Here is a 15,889-nt window from a genome sequence, read left to right on the forward strand (position 1 = left end):
CACTATGCTGCAAGTCAACCAACTGAACCAGTACTACGGCGCCGCGCACACGCTGCGCGGGGTGTCGCTCAATGTCGAAAAGGGCAAGTGCCTGTCACTGCTGGGACGCAACGGCGTGGGCAAGACCACGCTGCTCAAATGCCTGATGGGCGTGCTGCCGGTGGCCAGGGGCAACGTCACGTTCGACGGCCACGACATCACCAAACTCAAGCCGCACCAGCGCGCCAAACTCGGCATCGCCTATGTGCCGCAGGGCCGCGAGATCTTCGCGCGCCTGACGGTGGAAGAGAACATGCTCATGGGCATGGCCACCCAGTCCGGCCGCAAGGCCTCGGTGATCAAGGGCGAGGTCTACGAGCTGTTCCCGGTGTTGAAGGAAATGCTGCACCGGCGCGGCGGCGACCTCTCCGGCGGCCAGCAGCAGCAACTGGCGATCGCCCGCGCCTTGCTGGCCGAGCCCAAGCTGATCATCCTGGATGAACCGACCGAAGGCATCCAGCCTTCGATCATCAAGGATATCGGCCGCGTCATCAGCCTGTTACGCCAGCGCGGCGATATCGGCATTTTGCTGTGCGAACAATATTTCGATTTCGCGCGCGAGCTGGCCGACACCTTTGCCGTGATGTCGCGCGGCGAAGTGGTGGCGGCCGGCACGCAAGACCAGATGGATGACGAGAACGTCAAGAAACACCTGGCGGTGTAACGCCGGCGGTCCCGCCGCCGCGCATGCCGCTTCGGCAAGGCATGCGTTTTTGCGGCAGGTCTGCTATAACAACGCATCTTCATGCCGTGCGCGCAGGGAGCATTCAACTTCCCGGCGCGCGGCGTTGCCGCCCGTTCTGAATTCCAGCCCGAACTCCAGCATTGTCGTCTTTGTATGAAACGCATTCCCGGCCAAGCCGACACCGCCAGCACGCCCCCGCTCCTTCCCGTCGCCGTGACCGGAGGGAGCGCTGCGCACGCTGAACCAAAGCACGCGCCGGACCACGCCCGCCTGCTGCTGGGCTTCACCGATGACGCCGGCACCACGCGCCTGACGCGGCGCCAGCACTTCGGCCCGCTGCGCGTGCAAAAGCCGCTGTATCCGGAGACGCCCGCGGTGTGCCACGCCATCATCGTGCATCCGCCCGGCGGCATCGTCGGCGGCGACCAGCTGGCGATCACGGCCGAGCTTGGCGACGGCGCCCATGCGCTGCTGACCACGCCGGGCGCCGGCAAGTGGTACCGCGCCAATGGCGGCGTCTCACGCCAGGCGGTGTCGCTGCAGGCCGGCGCCGGCGCGACGCTGGAATGGCTGCCGCAGGAAACCATCTTCTTCGATGCCGCCGACGTGCGCATGGAACACGAGGTCGAACTGGCCGCGGATGCCGCCTATATCGGCGCCGAGATCCTGTGCTTCGGCCGCACCGCCTCCGGCGAGCGCTTCGACAGCGGCAGCGTCGGCCAGCGCACCGCCATCCGCCGCGGCGGCAAGCTGGTATGGTTCGAACAAGGCAAGCTGCAAGCCGAAACCGGCGCCATGCACGGCCCACTGGCGCTGGATGGCCAGACCGTGTGCGCCACCCTGGTCGCGGTGGGCGACGGCATGGACAATGCCTTGCTGGGCGCCTTGCGCGAGACCATCGGCGCGCTGGCGCTGGAAGGCCGCAGCGGCGCCACGCTGATGAAGCAGGTGCTGGTGGCGCGCTACATGGGGCAATCCAGCCAGGCGGCGCGGCAATGGCTGCACGCTGCATGGCATGTGCTGCGCCCGCCACTCATGCGGCGCGATGCCGCCATACCGCGCATCTGGAATACCTGAATACACAAGAAGCATCCAACCGTAGAACATTCGTAGAACCTGAAGGCCGCAAGCCGGCCGGGAGCCAACATGGAACTGACACCAAGGGAAAAAGACAAGCTGCTGATCTTCACCGCGGCGCTGCTGGCCGAACGCCGCCGCGCGCGCGGGCTGAAGCTCAACTATCCGGAATCGGTGGCGCTGATCACCGCCGCCATCATGGAAGGCGCGCGCGACGGCAAGACCGTGGCCGAGCTGATGTCGGAAGGCGCCACCATCCTCACGCGCGCCGATGTCATGGAAGGGGTGCCGGAAATGATCCCCGATATCCAGGTGGAAGCCACCTTCCCGGACGGCAGCAAGCTGGTGACCGTCCACCATCCGATCCCTTGAATTTCTGACACAGGAGCACGCCATGATCCCAGGCGAAATGCTGGTCGAGCCCGGCGACATCGAACTCAACGTCGGCCGCGCCACCACCACCATCACCGTGGCCAACAGCGGCGACCGGCCGATCCAGGTCGGTTCGCATTTCCACTTCTATGAGACCAACCCGGCGCTGCTGTTCGAGCGCGACGCGGCCTATGGCATGCGCCTCAACATCGCCGCCGGCACCGCGGTGCGTTTCGAGCCGGGCCAGCAGCGCACGGTCGAGCTGGTGGCGCTGGCGGGAGAGCGCCGCGTCTATGGTTTCAACGCGCTGGTGATGGGCGGCCTCAAGCAACGGAAAGGGTAAGACGATGAGCAAGATTTCCCGTTCGGCCTATGCCGAGATGTTCGGCCCCACCACCGGCGACCGCGTGCGCCTGGCCGATACCGAGCTGTTCCTGGAAGTGGAAAAGGATTACACGATCTACGGCGAGGAAGTGAAGTTCGGCGGCGGCAAGGTGATCCGCGACGGCATGGGCCAGTCGCAGCGCGCGCACGCCGACGTGATGGATACCGTCATTACCAATGCGCTCATCGTCGATCACTGGGGCATCGTCAAGGCCGACATCGGCATCAAGTCGGGCAAGATCGCCGGCATCGGCAAGGCCGGCAATCCGGACATCCAGCCGGGCGTGACCATGGCCATCGGCGGCGCCACCGAGATCATCGCCGGCGAAGGCATGATCGTCACCGCCGGCGGCATCGACAGCCACATCCATTTCATCTGCCCGCAGCAGATCGAGGAAGCGCTGATGAGCGGCGTGACCACCATGATCGGCGGCGGCACGGGACCTGCGGTGGGTACCGCGGCCACCACCTGCACGCCCGGCCCGTGGCACATCCATTCGATGCTGGCGGCGGCCGATGCCTTCCCGATGAACCTGGGCTTCCTCGGCAAGGGCAACGTCAGCCTGCCGCTGCCGCTGGAGGAACAGGTCCGCGCCGGCGCCATCGGCCTCAAGCTGCACGAGGACTGGGGTTCGACCCCGGCCGCCATCGACAACTGCCTGACGGTGGCCGACCGCATGGATATCCAGGTGGCGATCCACTCCGATACGTTGAATGAAGGCGGCTTTCTGGAACACACGCTGGCCGCCTTCAAGGACCGCACCATCCACACCTTCCATACCGAAGGCGCGGGCGGCGGCCACGCCCCCGACATCATCGCGGCGGTGGGCCAGGGCAATGTGCTGCCCTCCTCCACCAACCCGACCCGGCCGTTCACCGTCAACACGCTGGACGAGCACCTCGACATGCTGATGGTGTGCCACCACCTCGATCCGGCCATCGCCGAAGACATCGCCTTCGCCGAATCGCGCATCCGGCGCGAGACGATCGCGGCCGAAGACATCCTGCACGACATCGGCGCGATCTCGATGATGTCGTCCGACTCGCAGGCCATGGGGCGCGTGGGCGAAGTGATCATGCGCACCTGGCAGACCGCGCACAAGATGAAGGTGCAGCGCGGTTCCCTGAAGGAAGACCCGTCGCGCAACGACAACTTCCGCATCAAGCGCTACATCGCCAAGTACACCATCAACCCGGCCATCACGCACGGCGTATCGCATGTGGTGGGTTCGCTGGAGATCGGCAAGATCGCCGACATCGTGCTGTGGAAGCCGGCCTTCTTCGGCGCCAAGCCGTCGATGATCCTGAAAAGCGGCATGATCGCGGCGGCCCAGATGGGCGACCCCAACGCCTCCATCCCCACCCCGCAGCCGGTACACTACCGCATGATGTTCGGCGCCTACGGCGGCGGCCTGAAGACCTCGATGACCTTCGTCTCGCAGGCGGCCTTCAACGCCGGCATCGGCGAGCAGTTGAAGCTGAACAAACCGCTGGTGGCGGTGAAGAACATGCGCAACCTGCGCAAGAGCGACATGATCCACAACGGCGCCACGCCGAAGATGGAAGTCGATTCCGAAACCTATGAAGTGCGCGCCGACGGCGAATTGCTGGTGTGCGAACCGGCCAGGTCGCTGCCGCTGGCGCAACGTTATTTCCTGTTTTGATACCTATGCTGACACTCAATACCAAGATCGAACAGGCCGACCGGATCGATGGCGAACTGGTGCTGCCGTATGACCAGCGCGAGAAGAGCCGCCTGCGCGCCACCCTGGTGTCCGGCGAGGATGCGGCGGTGTTCACGCTGCGCGGCACGGTGCTGCGCGACGGCGACCTGCTGCGCGGCGACGACGGCCGCGTGGTGAAGATCACCGCCGCGCTGGAGCCTACCTACCGCGTCGACGCCGCCGATGCGCACCTGCTGCTGCGCTGCGCCTTCCACCTCGGCAACCGCCATACGCAGGCGCACATCGGCCATGAGGGCGGCGCCGGTTTCCTGCGCATCCGCAAGGATCCGGTGCTCAAGGAAATGCTGGAAGGCCTGGGCGCGCGCGTGTCCGAAGAGCAGGCCGCGTTCGAGCCGGAAGCGGGCGCCTATGGCGGCGGCCATCACCATCATGGCGATGACCACCACAATCCGCTGGCGCCGATCCCGCTGCGCCAGAAGATCCATCGCCCCAACGATCCGCAGCCATCCTGAGCGCCATGCAAGCCACCGCCCTGCTCCACCTGCTGCAGCTGTCCAGCCCATCGTTGCCGATTGGCGCATACAGCTATTCGCAAGGACTGGAAGCGGCCATCGAGAACGGCAGCGTGAGCAACGAGGCCGGCGCCAAGACCTGGATCGCGCAAGCTTTGCATGAAGTGGTGGCGCGCTTCGAGGCGCCGGTCTTCCTGCGCCTGATGCATGCGTTCCAGACCCGCGACGCCGCGGCGGTCGCGCTGTGGAGCGAGCGCTTCACGGCCGCGCGCGACACCTCGGAATTCCGCGCCGAGACGATCCAGATGGGCTATTCGCTGGGCAAGCTGGGCGCCGACCTCAAGCTGGGCGACGCCGAGCTGCTGGCGATCCTGCAGGCGCAACCCGAGATACCGCTGCCCACCGCGCTGGCGTTCGCCGCCGTGGCGCTGGAGGTGCCGCCGGCCGAAGCGGTGCTGGGCATGCTGTTTTCCTGGGCCGAAAACCAGGTGCTGGCCTGCGTGAAGACCGTGCCGCTGGGCCAGGTCGCCGGCCAGCGCATGCTGCTGGCGCTGCGGCCCGAGCTGGAACGGGCGGCGGCCACGGCGCAGGCGCTGCCAGACGACGCACTGTCGAACTGGTCGCCCGGCCTGTCGCTGCTGTCGATGCAGCACGAGGTGCAGTACAGCCGCATCTACCGATCTTGATATTGTCTTGATAGCGCCCAGGATGCCAACCCGAACATTCAACACCACCAAGAGACCGAATATATGAGCAATCCCACTTCCAATCCGCTGCGCGTGGGCATCGGCGGCCCGGTCGGCTCCGGCAAGACGGCGCTGTGCGAAATGCTGTGCAAGCGCATGCGCGACCGTTACGACATGGCCGTCATCACCAATGACATCTATACCAAGGAAGACATGGAGATCCTGCTGCGCGCCGATGCGCTGCCGGCCGAGCGCCTGATGGGCGTGGAGACCGGCGGCTGCCCGCACACGGCCATCCGCGAGGACGCCTCGATCAACCTGGAGGCGATCGCGCGCATGAGCGCCGACTTCCCCGACCTCGACCTGATCCTGGTGGAATCCGGCGGCGACAACCTGGCCGCCACCTTCAGCCCGGAGCTGTCGGACCTGACCATCTACGTGATCGACGTGGCCGGCGGCGAGAAGATCCCGCGCAAGGGCGGCCCCGGCATCACCCGTTCGGATCTGCTGATCATCAACAAGACCGACCTGGCGCCCTATGTCGGCGCCAATCTGGATATCATGGCGGCCGATGCCAAACGCATGCGCGGCGAGCGCCCCTTCGTCTTCACCAACCTGCGCAGCGGCGATGGCGTGGAAAAGGTGATCGACTACATCCGCAAGCAAGGCCTGCTGGACAACAAGCCGAAGAACTGAGGCGCCCCATCCAACGATTTCAAATGATTTCAGCTACGCACAAGGAGAAAAACATGTTTGCACTCTCGACCAAAAACCGCGTCCGCCTGGGCATGCTGGCCGTGGCGGCGCTGGCCGCCGGTTCGGCGGCGGCGCACCCCGGCCATCCGGATTCGGTGATGCACGCCTCGACCAGCTTCATGAGCGGCTTCGAACATCCGTTCTCGGGCATCGACCACCTGCTGGCCATGCTGGCTGTTGGCCTGTGGGCCGCGCAGAACAAGCAGCGCGCGCTGTGGGTGCTGCCGCTGGCCTTCCCGCTGATGATGGTGGCGGGCGCGCTGCTGGCGATCGCCGGCCTGAACCTGCCGGCGGTGGAAACCGGCATCGCCGCTTCGGTGGCGGTACTGGGCTTGCTGATCGCGTTCGCGGTGCGCATGCCGCTGTGGGGCAGCACCCTGGTGGTGTCGCTGTTCGCGCTGTTCCACGGCTATGCGCACGGCGCTGAACTGCCGCACGGCTCGTCGGCTGCGATGTATGGCGTCGGCTTCATCCTGGCCACCGCGCTGCTGCATGCGGCCGGCCTGGTGGTGGGCGTGGTGGCCGGCCGCCAGATGGCCGACCGCGTAGTGCGCATCGGCGGCGCGGGCATCGCCGCCGTGGGCGCTTACCTGCTGGCGGCCTGAAGCGAGTCTTGATCCGCGTCTTGTTCTGAACGGCGGCCGCCTGGTGCGGCCAGTGCGGCCAGCCAGTCATCCAGCACGGCCTCGCTGCCCTTGGGCAGATGCAGGCCGAGCTTGGAGCGCCGCCACAGGATGTCGGCGGCGCAGGTGGCCCACTCGTGGCGCACCAGATAGTCCACCTCGGCGGCGTACAGCCCGGCGAGGATCTCCTCTCCCATCTCTTCGACCTTGCTGCGGCCCTTGAGCAGCGCATGCGTGCGGCTGCCGTAGGCGCGCGCATAGCGACGCAGCAGTTGCGGCGGCAACCAGGCGTATTGTGCCTGCAAGCCTTGCACGAAGCCGTCGAACTCGCGCACCGAACGATTTTCCGGCAACGCGCCGAACAGGTCGCCGCCCGGCAGGCAGGCGCCGGCGGTCCATGCCGCGCGGCTACTACCCAGCAGCGGCGCGATCATGTCGACCGCCTCTTCGGCCAGCTTGCGGAAGGTGGTGATCTTGCCGCCAAACACCGACAGGAGCGGCGCGCCTTCCCGGTTCAGGTCGAGCTGGTAGTCGCGCGTGACGGCCGAAGCGTCGGCCGCCGCGTCTTCCAGCAGCGGGCGCACGCCGGCATACGACCACACCACGTCGGCAGGCGCGATGGGCTTGCTGAAGTAGCGGTTGGACAGCGTGCAGAGGTAGGCGATTTCATCGGCCGAGATGGCGACGTTTTCAGTGGCGCCCCGGTACTCGACGTCGGTGGTGCCGATCAGCGTGAAGTCGCGCTCATAGGGAATGGCGAACACGATGCGGCCGTCCGGGTTCTGGAAGATGTAGGCGTGGTCGTGCTCGAACAGGCGCCTGACCACGATGTGGCTGCCCTTGACCAGCCGCACCGACTTGCTGGAACGCACATGGGCGGACTCGCCCAGGAACTGCGCCACCCACGGGCCGCTGGCATTGACCACGCAGCGCGCGCGCAGCTGCAGCAGGTGGCCGTCCGCCTGGCGCAGGCTGGCCTGCCACTGCTCGCCCTGGCGGACGATGGATTCGCAACGGGTGCGGGTGAAGATGCGCGCGCCGTTCTCGGCGGCGTCCATGGCGTTGAGTACGACCAGCCGGGCATCGTCGACCCAGCCGTCCGAATACACGAAGCCGCGCGTGAACTCGGGCTTGAGCGGGGCGCCCGAAGCGTGGCGGCGCAGGTCCAGCCCGCGCGAGCCCGGCAGCAGCTCGCGCCGCGCCAGGTGGTCGTACAGGAACATGCCCAGGCGGATCAGCCAGGCCGGGCGCTGGCCGCGGTCGTGCGGCATGACGAAACGCAGCGGCCACATGATGTGCGGGGCGCTGCGCAACAGCACCTCGCGCTCGATCAGCGCCTTGCGCACCAGGCCGAACTCGTAGTGCTCAAGATAACGCAGGCCGCCGTGGATCAGCTTGGACGACGACGACGAGGTATGCGCCGCCAGGTCGTGCTGTTCGCACAGCGCCACCGACAGGCCGCGGCCGGCCGCATCGCGCGCGATGCCGGCGCCGTTGATGCCGCCGCCGACGACCAGGACATCGCACTCCAGGGGGAAGGACACCGATTGTTTGCTATGTGCTTGCATGCCGTATCGCCTCTTACAGGACGCGCTTGCGGATTTGCGTCACCGCCACTTCGGTGACGATGACGATGGCGAAGATGGAGACCAGCACGGTTGCCACGCGCGGCCACTGGAACAGGTTCAGCGCGGTATCGAGCACCATGCCCACGCCGCCGGCGCCGACGATGCCCAGCACTGCCGATTCGCGCACGTTAATATCCCAGCGCAACAGCACGATGGACATGAAGGCCGGTTTCAACTGCGGCCAGTAGCCGTACCAGATCTCGGAGAACTTGCCAGCGCCCGAGGCCTGCAGCGCTTCGATCGGGCCGCGCGGCATCTGCTCGATGGTTTCGCCGGCCATCTTGCCGACGAAGCCGATCGAGCGGAAGGCAATGGCCAGGGTGCCGGCCAGCGGACCGGGACCGAAGATCGCCAAAAACAGCAGCGCCCACACCAGCGAATTGACCGAACGGCTGGCCACCAGCACGATGCGCGCGAACAGGTTGAGGCCGCGGTGGGGCGTCAGGTTGGAAGCGACCAACAAACCGAACGGGATCGCCAGCACGATCGACAGCAGCGTACCCAGCGTGGCGATGTGCAAGGTCTCGATCAGGCCGGCCTTCACATCGGTGCCGAAGTAATCCCAGTCGATGGGCCACATGCGGCCCAGCATGTCGCTCATCTGTTCCGGGGCGTCGTACAGGAACTCGGGGATGATCTCGATGTAGCGCAGCGACTGCACCACGGCGGCCATGATGACCAACCAGACGGCGAAGCGCAGCACGCGCTGCCACGGCGTATGGCGCTGCCATTCGCGCTCGGCCGGACTGATGGCGGCCTGCGGGTTGCGGAGTGCGGTATCAGACATGGAAGACCTTCTTGACCGAGTTCGCCAGCAGTTCGCCGACGACGATGATGGTGATGATGGTGAGCAGGATGGTCAGCACGAAATCGTAGTCGAAGCGCTGGAAGGCGGAGAACAGCACGCCGCCCACGCCGCCGGCGCCGACGATGCCGACCATGGTCGAATTGCGCAGGTTGGAGTCGAGCTGGTAGGTAGAAAAGCCGACGAAGCGCGACAGCACCTGCGGCAGCACGCCGAACAGGATCACGTTCATGAACGAGGCGCCGGTGGCGCGGATGGCTTCGACTTGCTTGATCGAGATCTCTTCGATGGCTTCGGCGAACAGCTTGCCGATGAAGCCGATCGAGGCCACGATCAGCGCCAGCACGCCGGCCAGCGCGCCGAAACCCACCGCCTTGACGAACAGGATGGCGACGATCACCGGATGCAGCGAACGGCACACCGAGACGAAGGCGCGCGCGGGCCAGGAGATCCAGGCCGGCATCAGGTTGCGCGCGCCCATCAGGCCGATCGGCAGCGACAACAGGATGCCGAACAGCGAGGCCAGCACGGCGATCTGCAGGGTTTCCTTGATGCCGTCCCACAGGATGTCGCCCTTGCTGACGTCAGGCGGAAACATGCGGCCGAGGAACTTGGCGCCATTGCCCAGCCCCGCGGAAAAACGCTCCCACGAGAAGCCCAGTTGGGTGGCGGCGTAGACCGCGTACAGCAGGATCAGCCAGACGGCGATGCGGGTGGCGAGCTGCGGGCGAAAGGCCAGGCTGACGCGGTTGTCGTTGGAATGGGGGATGGTGCTCATGCCAGCCAATCCTCGCCGCCGTAGATCTGCTTGAGGAAATCGTCGGACAGGTTCTCGGCATTGCCGTCGTAGACCACGTGGCCGCCGGACATGCCGATGATGCGGTCGGCGTAGCGCTTGGCCAGCTCGACGTCGTGGATGTTGACGATCACCGGGATCTTCTGCGCGCGGCCCTGTTCCTTCAACAGCGAGATGATCTCGAAGGAGGTCTTGGGGTCCAGCGAGGAGGTCGGCTCATCGGCCAGCAGCAGGCGCGGCCGCTGCATCAGCGCACGCGCGATGCCAACGCGCTGGCGCTGGCCGCCGGACAGCGCGTCGGCGCGCTGGTTGGCAAAGTTGCCCAGGCCCACGGTATCGAGCAGATCGAAGGCATGGGCGATGTCTTCCTTGGCAAAGTTGCGGCGCCATGCGGTCCAGGCGTTGACGTAACCGAGGCGGCCGCAGAGCAGGTTTTCCATCACCGACAGGCGCTCCACCAGGTTGTATTCCTGGAACACCATGCCGATGTGGCGGCGCGCCTCGCGCAGGGCGCGGCCGCGCAGTTCGGCCAGGTTCACACGCTTGCCTTCGCTGTCGAACCAGATGGCGCCGCGGCTGGGATCGACCAGGCGGTTGATGCAGCGAATCAGGGTCGACTTGCCGGTGCCGGAGGGGCCGATGATGGCAACCAGGCCGGCGTCGCCGATCTTCAGGTCGATGCCTTTGAGGATGGGATGGCCGGGCTTGTATTCCTTGACCAGGCCCTGGATTTCGATGGCGTGTGACATGGGCGGAGCTTTCTATCGATGGTCGCGGCGCGGCTGCAGGATGCAGGCGGCCGCGGCCCGGGATCGCTCCCGGGCCGGTGTTGCGTGAATCGGCGTATTGCGGTTGCGGCGCAGCCCACGCCGCCATGCGCGTGCATGGCCGTGGGCGGATGACGCGGCTTACTTCTTGCCGGAGTTCTGCTTGTCGTAAGCGGCGCGGTTGAAGGATTCGCCGGCGGCGTGGGCGACGAAGCGCACCATTTCGAAGTCCTTCTTGTAGTTGATCGGGTAGAAGCGGTCGGCGCCGGCGAAGGCCTTCTTCAACTCATCGGTGAAGCGGTAGTCGTAGAAGCACTTGAGCATCTTGTCGCGGAAGACCGGCTCCAGGTCGTGCGCGTAGGCGAAGTCCTGGGTCGGGAATTTCTCGCTGTGCCAGATCACGCGGAAGTTCTCGGCCTTGATCACGCCGCGCTCCACCATGCGGTCGAACACGTCGGAGGCGATCGCGGCGGCGTCGTAGTCGCCCGAGTTCACGCCCAGGATGGACTGGTCATGCTTGCCGGAGAAGATGACCTTGTAGTCCTTGTCCGGAGTCACGCCCAGCTTGGGGAACAGGGCCATCGGCGCCATGTGGCCGGAGTTCGACGAGGGCGCGGTGTGCGCGACTTTCTTGCCCTTGAGGTCGGTCATCTTCTGGATCGTGCTGTCCTTGCGCACGATCACGTTGAGCGTATAGCCCTGGTAGCCCTTGGCGTCGCCGATCACGGCGAACGGCACGGCGCCGGCGATGTTGACGGCGAAGTTGGTGGGGCCCGGCGAGAAGCCGCCGACATGCAGGCGGCCCGAGCGCATCGCTTCGATTTCAGCGGCGTTGGACTGCACCTGGAAGAACACGACCTTCTTGGCGGTGCATTGCGACAGGTAGTCGGTGAAGGGCTTGAAGATCTTGTCGTAGACGGCCGGGTCTTCCACCGGGGTGAAGGTGAACACCAGGGTATTGGGCGTCTTCAGCTTCTTGGGATCGGTCGGGGTATCGGCCGTCAGGTCGTTGTTGGCGTCGCAGTATTGCTGGTCGAGGTCGCCGCGGTTGGGGCAGTTGTCCTGCGCGAAGGCGATCGCCGGAACGGCGAGGGCCAGGGCGAGCAGGGTCTTGATCAGACGCTGGGTCATGCTGTCTCCTGAAGATGGTTATGGTCATTGCCGGATTTCATGCGTCATGTGGGGCGCATGCCGGAAGATGTGCGGGAGTGTAGGCGAGGGCCGCGGCTTTTGCCACCCTGCGGCCGATGAAAGCCGCGCTTTCCTTGCAGCTGCCTTTCCGCCGGCTTTCAATCTGCTTTCAAGCGTGGCCGCATATCCATTCGCCGGACGCGGTAGCGGCGGCAAGACACCCGCAGCGGGACTCGCGCCGGGCGCGGTTTGGCGGTATAAAGGCGGCTGACCAACAAGAACCACACCGGAGATCATGCATATCCTGCTGGTAGAGGACGACATCGACATGTCGCGCGCCTTGCTGAGGGCGCTGGAGCGGCGCGGCTTCCAGGTCACGCATTGCGCCGACGGCATCAGCGCGCTGTCGCACATCAAGGATGGCATCGGCGACCTGGTGGTGCTGGACCTCAATATCCCCGGCCTGGATGGCTTGCACCTGTTGCAGCGCATCCGCTCGCAGGACATCCATACGCCGGTGATCGTGCTGACCGCGCGCGGCGCGGTGGGTGACCGCGTGGTGGGACTCAATGCCGGCGCCGACGACTATCTGGCCAAGCCGTTCGACCTGGATGAACTGGATGCGCGTATCCGCGCCTTGCTGCGTCGCCGGAACAATGCCGAGGACGGCTTCCTGCGTTGCGGCCGGCTGAAACTGGAGCGCAGTTCGGGCGCCGCCTATTGCGACGACGATCCGCTGGAATTCACGCCGCGCGAGCATACGCTGTTAAAGGCGCTGATCGCCAAGCCGGGGCATGCCGTGACCAAGGAACGCTTGTTCAGGCTGGTGTTCCCGATGGAAGACAATACCCAGATCGAGGCCATCGAGGTGGTGGTGCATCGCCTGCGCAAGAAGCTCATGCCCACCGGCGCCGAGATCATGACGCTGCGCGGCCTGGGCTACCTGCTGCGCGTACGTCCGGCCGATAACGGGGACTGAGAAGATGCGCCTGCTGTCGCGCCGCCGCTCGGTACGCACCTACCTGCTGGCCTGGATCATCTCGCCGATCGCGCTGTTCATCGTGATCGATTCCTTCTCGCTGTATCGCAATACGCTGGAGTCGGTCAACACGGCCTACGATCGCATGCTGATCGCGTCGGTGCATTCGATCGGCGACTTGCTGCGCATCGAGAACGGCGAGCTGAAAGCCTCGCTGCCCTATGCCGCGCTGGAGATCTACGAGGCCGACTATTCCAGCCGCATGATCTATCGCATCAACGATCTCGACGGCAAGTTCTTCGATGGCGATGACGACTTGCCCGCCTATTCGGGCAAGGCTGACAGGTCCGCCATCTATCCATCGCTGGCGCATATCTATGAAGATACTTATAACGGCGCGCCGGTGCGTGTGGCCGCGCTGTTCCAGCCGGTCGCGACCAATGGCCCGCGCGGCACGGCACTGGTGCAGGTGGCCGAGACCATGGAGAACCGCAGCGCGCTGGCGCGCAAGATCTTCTGGGAGACGCTGGTGCGCCAGATGGCGCTGCTGGTGGTGATCGTCTCGGTGACGCTGTATGTGGTGTCGCGCGCGCTGCAACCGGTCGACGCGCTGCGGCGCCAGCTCGATGAGCGCAGCGCCGATGATTTGTCGCCGGTGGCGCCGCCCATGTCGCCACGCGAATTGCAGCCCTTCATCAATGCGCTGAACCAGCTGATGGCGCGCCTGCGCCGCCTGCTGGATCACCAGCAGCGCTTTGTCGCGAATGCCTCGCACCAGTTGCGCACGCCGCTGGCGGTGCTGAAGACGCAGCTGCAGTCCGGCTTGCGCGGCGATGCGCCGGCGCAGGAAATCCTGGCCGAGATGTCCGGCACGGTGGACCGTGCGACCAACCTCGCCAACCAGTTGCTATCGTTGGCCAAGGTGGAGCAGTTGCGTGGGCGCGGCGTGCAGGAGGTATGCGACCTGGGCATGCTGGCGCGCGAGACGGCGGTCGACCTGTCGCCGCTGATCGCGGAGAAGGATCTCGATTTCGAGCTGGAGGGTGGCAAGGCGTTCGTCATGGGCCATCCGTGGATGGTCAGCGAACTCATTTCCAACCTGCTGCATAACGCGATCCGCCATACGCCGGCGGGCGGCAGGCTGGGCATACGCATCCGGCAAGAGAACGAACGCACCGAACTGCTGGTGTGGGACAGCGGCGGCGGCATCGCCCCCGAGGCGATGGATACCGTGTTCAAGGCATTTTCTTCCAGCGGTTCCTCTTCAGGCGGCCTGGGCCTGACCATTTGCGGCGAGATCGTCGACTCCATGGGCGCCACCATTAATTTGCATAACCGCTTCGAAGGTGGTCATGCGGCCTGCGTTGGGCTCAACGCTAGTGTCGTGTTTCCGATAGCCCAGCATTCCTGATGCCGGCAATGTGCATGGCGCTGTCGGCGGCATGTCAGCACCCGATGTTGTGCTGTGACGATTTATTGCCAGCGGTTGCTACACTGGGAACCCGCCGTTTATTTTATTAGTCCCTTATGGCTGCATCATCTATCAAGGCTGTCGCGCTCAGCGCATCGTCACGCGCCGGTTTCATCTTGTCGGCGGAGCAGGAAGCATTCAATGCCTTGATCCGGCAGATCGGACGGCAACGGGAGCTGCTTGCCGCCTGGGAGCAGGCAGGTGGATTGTTCCAGCAGGCCTATGCCGCGGAATTAGTCCCGCTGCGCCTGACGGCCAGCCGTCTCGCGCGTGAACTGATACTGAAGCTGGACGCGCATGAAAGCCATGAGGAGCTCAGCGCTTCGGAGCGGCAAACAATATCGGCATTGGTTCTCAGGCTGCTGCAGGAGTTTGATCGCGAGGCATTGGATGCGGAACTCAAGGCGATCTACAACCGGCATGGTTCCTCCGACTATGACCAGGAAGTGGCGCTGGAAGTGGCGGACATGAAGGCCGAACTTGAACTGATGTTCGGCGAGTCGCTGGGTGAAGATCTTGATTTGAGTTCGCGGGAAGAACTGATGCGGCGAGCGCGCGCCAAGTTGGCGCAGCATGAAGCCAGGGAGGCCGCCAAAGAAGAAGCGCGAGCGCGCAGGAAAGATGAAAAAGCGTCGAAAGCCGGCCGCGCGAAGGCCGGGAAATCGACTGAATCCCCATTACGCAAAGAAAAATTGCAGGCCGAGTTGGCCCAACCGCTGCGGGAGATCTATCGCAAGCTGGCCAGCGCCTTGCATCCGGATCGGGAATCCGATCCGCAATTGCGGATACGCAAGACCGCGCTCATGCAGTCATTGAACCAGGCCTATGCCGCGCAGGACTTGCTGCGGTTGCTCGAACTGCAAATCGAGCTACAGCAGATCGATCAGGATGCGCTGCACTCTATCGGCGATGAACGGCTCAGGCAATATAACAGCCTGTTACGGGATCAGCTGGCGGCGCTTGAGGGAGAGATCCGGCAGACTGAAGCGCAATTCGTTCACAGCTACGGCCTGACTGCTTCCCGTGGCCTGGCGCCGAATACGCTTATCGCTTCGCTGCGCGCCGAAATGGAAGAAGTGAAAGTAAGTATCGATGCAATGCAGGGCAATCTGGGGAAATTTTCCGACCTCAAGATGTTGAAGCGCTGGCTCAAGGAGGCGAAGAAGAATATCAGGGCCTCAGCGCTGGATAGCTAGCTGACAGGTGCTGTGTTCTTGCCGGGTCTTGCGAAGCTTGATGATGAGTGATCCTGTCGCGCAGCACAGGAGTCATGGCGTGGTGCGGGTGGATCTGGAAGGGATATGTTGCTGGAGTTGGCAGCGCGAGCGGCGGTGAGGTGGTCGATTGCGTTGGGGCTCTGCCAAGCCAAAGCCAAAGCTAAAACTCAAAGCTAAAACTCGAAGCACAAAGCCAAATCGCAAAGCAAAAAGCCTCCCCATCAGAGATGGAGAGGCTATTGCGGAGTAACAAGCCTGACGATGACCTACTTTCAC

17 protein-coding genes are annotated in these 15,889 nt (G+C 64.8%); 12 read left to right on the forward strand and 5 right to left on the reverse strand.

Annotated features, from left to right (window positions below; all coding sequences use genetic code 11):
- Window positions 1-4: 4 nt before the first annotated feature.
- From urtE to AC07N6_RS18110, 9 genes are all read left to right on the forward strand, one after another.
- Window positions 5-703 carry an urea ABC transporter ATP-binding subunit UrtE gene (urtE, locus tag AC07N6_RS18070; protein WP_494781305.1) on the forward strand — a complete coding sequence of 233 codons (699 nt, stop codon included), beginning with the start codon at window positions 5-7 and terminating at the stop codon, window positions 701-703.
- A gap of 174 nt (window positions 704-877) precedes the next feature.
- Window positions 878-1,801, forward strand: a complete 924-nt coding sequence (locus tag AC07N6_RS18075) for an urease accessory protein UreD (protein WP_494781304.1) — start codon at window positions 878-880, stop codon at window positions 1,799-1,801.
- 69 nt (window positions 1,802-1,870) lie between these two features.
- On the forward strand, window positions 1,871-2,173 hold the full coding sequence (locus AC07N6_RS18080; protein WP_494781303.1) for an urease subunit gamma: 303 nt from the start codon (window positions 1,871-1,873) through the stop codon (window positions 2,171-2,173).
- A gap of 22 nt (window positions 2,174-2,195) precedes the next feature.
- The gene (locus tag AC07N6_RS18085; RefSeq protein ID WP_494781302.1) at window positions 2,196-2,516 is read left to right on the forward strand and encodes an urease subunit beta; all 321 of its coding nucleotides are present in this window, start codon (window positions 2,196-2,198) and stop codon (window positions 2,514-2,516) included.
- 4 nt (window positions 2,517-2,520) lie between these two features.
- Complete coding sequence (ureC, locus tag AC07N6_RS18090) at window positions 2,521-4,221, forward strand: urease subunit alpha (protein ID WP_494781301.1); 1,701 nt, start codon at window positions 2,521-2,523, stop codon at window positions 4,219-4,221.
- Window positions 4,222-4,226: 5 nt separating this feature from the next.
- Window positions 4,227-4,754, forward strand: a complete 528-nt coding sequence (gene ureE / locus AC07N6_RS18095) for an urease accessory protein UreE (RefSeq protein WP_141914161.1) — start codon at window positions 4,227-4,229, stop codon at window positions 4,752-4,754.
- Between the two features lie 5 nt (window positions 4,755-4,759).
- The gene (locus AC07N6_RS18100) at window positions 4,760-5,440 is read left to right on the forward strand and encodes an urease accessory protein UreF (protein ID WP_494781300.1); all 681 of its coding nucleotides are present in this window, start codon (window positions 4,760-4,762) and stop codon (window positions 5,438-5,440) included.
- Between the two features lie 63 nt (window positions 5,441-5,503).
- Window positions 5,504-6,136 (forward strand): urease accessory protein UreG, encoded by a 633-nt coding sequence (ureG, locus tag AC07N6_RS18105; protein WP_141914163.1) that lies wholly within the window; start codon window positions 5,504-5,506, stop codon window positions 6,134-6,136.
- A 53-nt stretch (window positions 6,137-6,189) separates the two neighbouring features.
- Complete coding sequence (locus AC07N6_RS18110) at window positions 6,190-6,801, forward strand: HupE/UreJ family protein (protein ID WP_494781299.1); 612 nt, start codon at window positions 6,190-6,192, stop codon at window positions 6,799-6,801.
- On the opposite strand, the gene glpD is transcribed toward AC07N6_RS18110, so the two are convergent.
- The 5 genes from glpD to phnD all read right to left on the reverse strand — a co-directional run bounded on the left by glpD (window position 6,783) and on the right by phnD (window position 11,946).
- Window positions 6,783-8,387, reverse strand: coding sequence for a glycerol-3-phosphate dehydrogenase (gene glpD / locus AC07N6_RS18115; RefSeq protein ID WP_494781298.1), 1,605 nt, complete (start codon window positions 8,385-8,387; stop codon window positions 6,783-6,785). The two genes, AC07N6_RS18110 and glpD, sit on opposite strands and share 19 nt — an antisense overlap.
- Before the next feature lie 13 nt (window positions 8,388-8,400).
- The gene (gene phnE / locus AC07N6_RS18120) at window positions 8,401-9,234 is read right to left on the reverse strand and encodes a phosphonate ABC transporter, permease protein PhnE (protein ID WP_494781297.1); all 834 of its coding nucleotides are present in this window, start codon (window positions 9,232-9,234) and stop codon (window positions 8,401-8,403) included.
- Window positions 9,227-10,030 (reverse strand): phosphonate ABC transporter, permease protein PhnE, encoded by an 804-nt coding sequence (gene phnE, locus AC07N6_RS18125; RefSeq protein ID WP_494781296.1) that lies wholly within the window; start codon window positions 10,028-10,030, stop codon window positions 9,227-9,229. Before phnE (AC07N6_RS18125) ends, phnE (AC07N6_RS18120) begins: the two co-directional genes overlap by 8 nt.
- Window positions 10,027-10,797, reverse strand: coding sequence for a phosphonate ABC transporter ATP-binding protein (gene phnC / locus AC07N6_RS18130; RefSeq protein WP_494781295.1), 771 nt, complete (start codon window positions 10,795-10,797; stop codon window positions 10,027-10,029). The genes phnE (AC07N6_RS18125) and phnC overlap by 4 nt, the downstream gene beginning before the upstream one ends.
- Before the next feature lie 159 nt (window positions 10,798-10,956).
- On the reverse strand, window positions 10,957-11,946 hold the full coding sequence (gene phnD / locus AC07N6_RS18135; RefSeq protein ID WP_141914169.1) for a phosphate/phosphite/phosphonate ABC transporter substrate-binding protein: 990 nt from the start codon (window positions 11,944-11,946) through the stop codon (window positions 10,957-10,959).
- Between the two features lie 295 nt (window positions 11,947-12,241).
- Here phnD and AC07N6_RS18140 point away from each other — a divergent pair, with 295 nt between their 5' ends.
- The 3 genes from AC07N6_RS18140 to AC07N6_RS18150 all read left to right on the forward strand — a co-directional run bounded on the left by AC07N6_RS18140 (window position 12,242) and on the right by AC07N6_RS18150 (window position 15,592).
- Window positions 12,242-12,925 (forward strand): response regulator, encoded by a 684-nt coding sequence (locus tag AC07N6_RS18140; RefSeq protein ID WP_494781294.1) that lies wholly within the window; start codon window positions 12,242-12,244, stop codon window positions 12,923-12,925.
- Between the two features lie 4 nt (window positions 12,926-12,929).
- Window positions 12,930-14,336, forward strand: a complete 1,407-nt coding sequence (locus AC07N6_RS18145; RefSeq protein ID WP_494781293.1) for a sensor histidine kinase — start codon at window positions 12,930-12,932, stop codon at window positions 14,334-14,336.
- 116 nt (window positions 14,337-14,452) lie between these two features.
- On the forward strand, window positions 14,453-15,592 hold the full coding sequence (locus AC07N6_RS18150; protein WP_494781292.1) for a J domain-containing protein: 1,140 nt from the start codon (window positions 14,453-14,455) through the stop codon (window positions 15,590-15,592).
- The last annotated feature ends 297 nt before the right edge of the window (window positions 15,593-15,889 follow it).

The sequence above is a fragment of the Herbaspirillum sp. GW821-FHT09A12 genome, assembly GCF_059418325.1.

Excerpts from the sequence above, each read along its gene's own strand:
- AC07N6_RS18080 (WP_494781303.1), top strand. The coding sequence starts at position 1,871 with ATGGAACTGACACCAAGGGAAAAAGACAAGCTGCTGATCTTCACCGCG.
- AC07N6_RS18085 (WP_494781302.1), top strand. The coding sequence starts at position 2,196 with ATGATCCCAGGCGAAATGCTGGTCGAGCCCGGCGACATCGAACTCAAC.
- ureG (WP_141914163.1), top strand. The coding sequence starts at position 5,504 with ATGAGCAATCCCACTTCCAATCCGCTGCGCGTGGGCATCGGCGGCCCG.
- AC07N6_RS18100 (WP_494781300.1), top strand. The coding sequence starts at position 4,760 with ATGCAAGCCACCGCCCTGCTCCACCTGCTGCAGCTGTCCAGCCCATCG.
- ureC (WP_494781301.1), top strand. The coding sequence starts at position 2,521 with ATGAGCAAGATTTCCCGTTCGGCCTATGCCGAGATGTTCGGCCCCACC.
- AC07N6_RS18075 (WP_494781304.1), top strand. The coding sequence starts at position 878 with ATGAAACGCATTCCCGGCCAAGCCGACACCGCCAGCACGCCCCCGCTC.
- phnE (WP_494781296.1), bottom strand. The coding sequence starts at position 10,030 with ATGAGCACCATCCCCCATTCCAACGACAACCGCGTCAGCCTGGCCTTT.
- urtE (WP_494781305.1), top strand. The coding sequence starts at position 5 with ATGCTGCAAGTCAACCAACTGAACCAGTACTACGGCGCCGCGCACACG.
- phnD (WP_141914169.1), bottom strand. The coding sequence starts at position 11,946 with ATGACCCAGCGTCTGATCAAGACCCTGCTCGCCCTGGCCCTCGCCGTT.
- AC07N6_RS18150 (WP_494781292.1), top strand. The coding sequence starts at position 14,453 with ATGGCTGCATCATCTATCAAGGCTGTCGCGCTCAGCGCATCGTCACGC.
- AC07N6_RS18140 (WP_494781294.1), top strand. The coding sequence starts at position 12,242 with ATGCATATCCTGCTGGTAGAGGACGACATCGACATGTCGCGCGCCTTG.
- ureE (WP_141914161.1), top strand. The coding sequence starts at position 4,227 with ATGCTGACACTCAATACCAAGATCGAACAGGCCGACCGGATCGATGGC.
- phnE (WP_494781297.1), bottom strand. The coding sequence starts at position 9,234 with ATGTCTGATACCGCACTCCGCAACCCGCAGGCCGCCATCAGTCCGGCC.
- AC07N6_RS18145 (WP_494781293.1), top strand. The coding sequence starts at position 12,930 with ATGCGCCTGCTGTCGCGCCGCCGCTCGGTACGCACCTACCTGCTGGCC.
- phnC (WP_494781295.1), bottom strand. The coding sequence starts at position 10,797 with ATGTCACACGCCATCGAAATCCAGGGCCTGGTCAAGGAATACAAGCCC.
- AC07N6_RS18110 (WP_494781299.1), top strand. The coding sequence starts at position 6,190 with ATGTTTGCACTCTCGACCAAAAACCGCGTCCGCCTGGGCATGCTGGCC.
- glpD (WP_494781298.1), bottom strand. The coding sequence starts at position 8,387 with ATGCAAGCACATAGCAAACAATCGGTGTCCTTCCCCCTGGAGTGCGAT.